Raw genomic sequence first — 3,533 nt, forward strand, 5'->3', positions numbered from 1 at the left:
TCGGCGTGAAGCTCACGACGCTGCGTCCGGAGCAGGCCTCGTACATCGGGGTCGAGGTCGAGGGCCCGTACAAGCCGGACCACTACCGCTACTGACCGGACCCCCTGCGGCCAACGAGTCGCCACTGCTGTCGAGCGCGTCCGTGCACTGACGCGCTCACCAAGAGCAGCAGGTCCCAGGCAGGCCCCCGCACCCCCGTGCCGGGGGCCTGCCCGTTCTCCGGCCGGCGCCTGCCAGGACGCCCGGACCAGCAGCCCGTCAAGCTCCAGGACCCCCATGCCCCGCGGCCGCTATTCGATCCACGATCCGCACGATCACTCCCTCCTCGCCGAAGAACACTTCCAGTGCGCGCCCGGCCCCTCCGGTTGGCGCTATGTCTCCCAAGTCACCACCCCCTCCGGCGACCACGCCGGCTCCGTCGACCTCACCCTCGACGAACTCGGCCGCCCCATCCGCCTCGAACTCCACGCCGCGAGCTGGCAGGTCCGCGGCGCCGCACTCGACGGCGTCACCTGGGTCCGCACCGACCCCACCGGTGCCCAGGCCACCGAAGGCAATGTCCGCGCCCACGCCTTCACCGGCACATCCCCCGCTTTCCTCGTCGCCACCACTCGTCTCCTGCGCCTCACCCCCTCCGCGTCCGCAACCCGCGTACGCCTCGTCGCCTTCACGGACCCGGTCCTCGCCCCGCGCACCGTCGACCAGTCCTGGGCCTTGATCGCAAGAGAAGCACACGCCACTGACAACGGCCCCCTGACCGTGGACGAATACCAGGTCACAGCCCTGGACACGGGGGAACAGCACACCGTCCACATCGCCGGCGACGTGGTCCTGGCGGCACCCGGAATCGAGCTGGAGCACCTTGAGTCACCGCCGTCGGTGTTCAGCTGACGCGGGAGGGCGCGGTCAGCTCCGCGCCCGGTGCCTCACCTCACGCAGGCGGCGCGAATCCAGTGGCCGGACGGTCGGACTGCCCGGTTGCCGCGTCCTGGGACGGCGCGGGCTGATCGGGCTGAGCGGGCTGAGGCGGTGACTGCGGCAACGGCGCTGGTGAATGGGGCAGGGGATTCGGGAGCGGTGCAGGGGATCCGCCCGCGGCGGGCTGGGCCGGCGGCTGCGTGCCCGGTTGCAGTGTCATCGCCGGTCCCTGCCCGCCCGGAACACCGCCCTGCCCGCCCCAGCCAGGGACTCCGGCAGGCGGTCCCGGCACGTGACCGAACGGGCCCATGCCGACCGCCGCGCCGCTGCCGAACGCCCGCTGGGCCTCCCGCACCTGCCGCTCCTGCACCACCGCCGCGAGGTAAGCGGCCGCGGGAACACCCGGCGGCGCCGGAGACCCTGTGGCCGCGACGAGATCGGAGGCGAGCCGTTCCGCCATCGCCTGTCCGACCTGGGGATCAAGCTGTTGCATCCGCGTCAGGTACTGGCGCACGGCCAGCCACAGCCCGTCCGGAACCGCGGAGAGATCGAGCTCCGAGAACCTCCCCGCCAGCCAGTGCGGCGGCGGAGGCATGAACGACGCGCGCCCGGCCGGCACCCTCTCCCGTACGACCAGCGTCCCCGCGAACACGTCACCGAGCCGTCGTCCGCGCGCCGACACGAGCGAGGCGATACAAGCGATGACCCCCAGCATCATCAGAATCTCGACCACACCGACCGCGCCACGCACCAACGCGTGCCGGAACCGGATCGGCCCACCGTCGTCCCGCACCACCCGCAGCCCGAACGCCAGCTTCCCCAGAGAACGCCCGTGACTGAGCGTCTCCACGGCGATCGGCCCGCCCACCAGCACCAGCAAGAAGACCGCGATCGATATCGCCGTCTGCGCCGCCTCGTCCAGACTCGCGGTCGAGAGGACCAGCGCCATGGTCACGGCGATGTAGCAGATGAAAGCGACGATCAGGTCGAGCAACACGGCCAACGCCCGGCTCGGCAGCTTCGCGGGGCGCAACTCCAGCGCCACCGCCTCGCCCGTCACTAGCTCACTCATCCGCCCGTTCCTTCCCCTGACCTGCCCCGAGAACCGACAGTCTGCCAAGCTGAGGGCACATCGCGCCGCAGTACGACAAGCTGACACGCAGTACGGCAGGCAGTACGACAGGACGAGGAGCAGCGAACCGGATGGACCTCGACGTCTTCGTGTCCGCCCACCGCGCCGAGTGGGACCGTCTCGACGCACTGCTCCGGAACCAGCGACGCCTCAGCGGTGCCGAGGTCGACGAACTCGTCTCCCTCTACCAGCGCACCGCCACGCACCTCTCCGTGATCCAGTCCAGCGCACCTGACCCCCAGCTCACCGGGCGTCTCAGCCAGCTCGTGGCACGCGCGCGCAGCGCCGTGACGGGCACCCGGCGCGCCTCCTGGCGCGATGTCGCCCGCTTCCTTGCCCACGGTTTCCCCGCCGCGGTGTACCGCTCCCGTCACTGGTGGGTACCCACAGCGCTCCTGTCCACCGTGGTAGCGGCCCTCCTGGGGTGGTGGATCGGAACGCACCCTGAGATCCAGTCCTCCATCGCGGCTCCCGACCAACTGCGTGAGCTCACCCGCCCCGGAGGCGAGTACGAGACGTACTACTCCAGCCACCCCGCCACGTCCTTCGCGGCCCAGGTGTGGACGAACAACGCCCAGGCGGCCGCCATGTGCCTCGTCCTGGGCATCTTCCTCGGCCTGCCGGTGCTCTGGATCCTCTTTCTGAACATGCTGAACCTGGGCGTCGGCATAGGTCTGATGTCGTCGGTCGGCCGTCTCGACGTCTTCCTCGGGCTCATCCTCCCGCACGGCCTCCTGGAACTGACCGCCGTCTTCGTCGCCGCCGGAACAGGCCTACGCCTCGGCTGGACCCTCATAGACCCGGGTCCGCGCACCCGCCGCACCGCCCTCGCCGAGGAGGGCCGCGCAGCCCTGGGCATGGCGATAGGCCTGGCTCTCGTCCTGTTCGTGTCCGGCGCCATCGAAGGCTTCGTCACCCCTTCCGGTCTCCCCACCTGGGCCCGCATAGGCATCGGGATCGCCGCGGAACTGGCCTTCCTCGCCTACGTCTACGTCCTGGGCGGGCGCTCGGCCAGGGCCGGAGACACGGGTGACCTCGCAGAACCCGAACGGAGCGCCGCCGTCCCGACGGCCGCCTGACGAGAGCTCGTGAGCCTGGCCGGCCACGGGCCCGTTGCCCGATGTGCAAGCACCCCCGGCGAACTGTTAACCTCGACATCGCTCCGCAAGAGCCGTTGACACGGGTCGCGCGGGGAGGTAGATTCGAACAGTTGCCTAGAGGGGAAGTCTCCCCGGTGGCGACGGTGAGTGTCTGTCTGCTTCTCGAAACTTCGACGCATCGATTTCGACGAAGCCCCTCCCGATGATTCAGAAATGGACGCCGGTCAGTCCGGCCCAAACCTTCTGATAAAGTCGGAACCGCCGGAAAGGGAAGCGCGAAAGCGCATGACCTGGAAAGCACCGAGGAAATCGGATCGGAAAAAGATCTGATAGAGTCGGAAACACCGAAGGGAAGCGCCCGGAGGAAAGCCACGAGAGAGTCT

4 protein-coding genes are annotated in these 3,533 nt (G+C 69.6%); 3 read left to right on the forward strand and 1 reads right to left on the reverse strand.

Annotated elements, in window-relative coordinates; translation table 11 throughout:
- Window positions 1-95, forward strand: a 95-nt coding sequence (locus AB0959_RS52870) for an adenosylhomocysteinase (protein ID WP_366834197.1), incomplete at its 5' end; no start/stop codon positions are given.
- 181 nt (window positions 96-276) lie between these two features.
- Entirely contained in the window at window positions 277-891 is a 615-nt protein-coding gene (locus AB0959_RS52875; RefSeq protein ID WP_366834194.1) for a hypothetical protein, read from the forward strand.
- Window positions 892-931: 40 nt separating this feature from the next.
- Here the strand turns inward: AB0959_RS52875 and AB0959_RS52880 are convergent, their stop codons facing one another.
- Window positions 932-1,990 (reverse strand): RDD family protein, encoded by a 1,059-nt coding sequence (locus tag AB0959_RS52880; protein ID WP_366834195.1) that lies wholly within the window; start codon window positions 1,988-1,990, stop codon window positions 932-934.
- Window positions 1,991-2,121: 131 nt separating this feature from the next.
- On the opposite strand from AB0959_RS52880, the gene AB0959_RS52885 reads away from it, so the two are divergent.
- Window positions 2,122-3,129 (forward strand): stage II sporulation protein M, encoded by a 1,008-nt coding sequence (locus tag AB0959_RS52885; RefSeq protein WP_366834196.1) that lies wholly within the window; start codon window positions 2,122-2,124, stop codon window positions 3,127-3,129.
- Window positions 3,130-3,533: the final 404 nt, after the last annotated feature.

This window comes from Streptomyces sp. NPDC046862 (genome assembly GCF_040704615.1).
Lineage (GTDB): Bacteria > Actinomycetota > Actinomycetes > Streptomycetales > Streptomycetaceae > Streptomyces.

Bases quoted from the DNA above. Each gene is read 5' to 3' on its own strand.
- AB0959_RS52885 (WP_366834196.1), top strand. From the start codon at position 2,122: ATGGACCTCGACGTCTTCGTGTCCGCCCACCGCGCCGAGTGGGACCGT.
- AB0959_RS52875 (WP_366834194.1), top strand. From the start codon at position 277: ATGCCCCGCGGCCGCTATTCGATCCACGATCCGCACGATCACTCCCTC.
- AB0959_RS52880 (WP_366834195.1), bottom strand. From the start codon at position 1,990: ATGAGTGAGCTAGTGACGGGCGAGGCGGTGGCGCTGGAGTTGCGCCCC.